The organism is Paraburkholderia sp. 31.1 (assembly GCF_014397645.1).
In the GTDB taxonomy this organism is placed as follows: Bacteria; Pseudomonadota; Gammaproteobacteria; order Burkholderiales; family Burkholderiaceae; genus Paraburkholderia; species Paraburkholderia tuberum.
Genome location: NZ_VZQN01000164.1, coordinates 1 through 1113, shown reverse-complemented (window position 1 = coordinate 1113; position 1113 = coordinate 1). Strand labels below are relative to the sequence as shown.

1 pseudogene is annotated in these 1113 nt (G+C 60.2%); it reads left to right on the top strand.

Annotated elements, in window-relative coordinates:
- Nucleotides 1–43: 43 nt before the first annotated feature.
- Nucleotides 44–982, top strand: a pseudogene (locus F6X37_RS35790) (IS1595 family transposase); the annotation flags it as partial.
- Nucleotides 983–1113 lie beyond the last annotated feature (131 nt).

Below are 1113 nucleotides of genomic sequence, written 5' to 3'. Positions count from 1 at the left end.
ACTGGGTTATCCATTTAACCGGAGTTGAGCGTAGACTGGGGCAATGGAACTTCCTCATGCCAGCACCCACTATCCTAAGTCCCTTGGGGAGTTTCAGGCTTGGTTCCCGACTGATGCAGACTGCCTGGACTATCTGGAATGGCTGCGATGGCCTTGCGGCTTCGTCTGCCCGTCCTGTGGTCATCCGGGAGGATGGCGGCTTGGGGACGGCAGGTTCATGTGTACTGCATGCGGTAGCCGCACATCAGTGATGGCAGGCACCGTCTTTGACCGGACCCGTACTCCCCTTACGGTGTGGTTTTCGGTCTGTTGGCATTTTGCTACCGGCAAAGACGGGATCTCGGCGCTGAGTTTGAAGCGAACCCTCGAGATCGGCTCCTACCAGACAGTGTGGGCTATCCTTCATCGCCTGCGGTCTGTGCTGATTCGTCCCGATCGGGAGCGCCTTTGCGGGACGGTGGAGGTGGACGAAACCTACATCGGAGGCAAAGAATCCGGACTTTCGGGAGGCCGTGCCAAAGGGAAGAAGATCCTGACGTGTATCGCGATCGAGATCGCGGAGCCGAAGGGATTCGGGCGCTGTCGAATGGCGCCCGTGGCGGATGCCTCCTCAGAATCGCTTCGCTCCTTCGTGTTGGATAACGTCGAGCCGGGGGCGACGGTCATCACCGATGCCTGGCAGGGTTACCGGTGGCTGGAGAAGAATGGTTACATCCATGACCGCCGTAGCCAGCGGGCCGCGTCGGCGCGGGGCGAGGACCCCGAAGAACTTCTGCCAGGTGTGCATCGAATAGCGTCCCTTGCAAAACGTTGGCTCCTGGGCACCCACCAGGGAGCGGTGGATTCTGCACACTTGCCCAGTTACCTGGACGAGTTCGTGTTCCGTTTCAACCGCCGCCGCTCACGTAGCCGAGGGATGCTGTTCTACCGGATCCTGGAGCTTGCTGTCGCCCATGGACCGGTTCGTTACCAAGACCTTGTTATGAGCCAGAGGCCAAAGGCTGTTCCTCCCAAGCCGCCGAGGCAACGCGGACATCCGCCCAGCCTGGAGCGACCTTCGCCGAGCCGCCCGTGGAGGCAAAACGCTAACTCCGGTTAAATGGACATCCCATA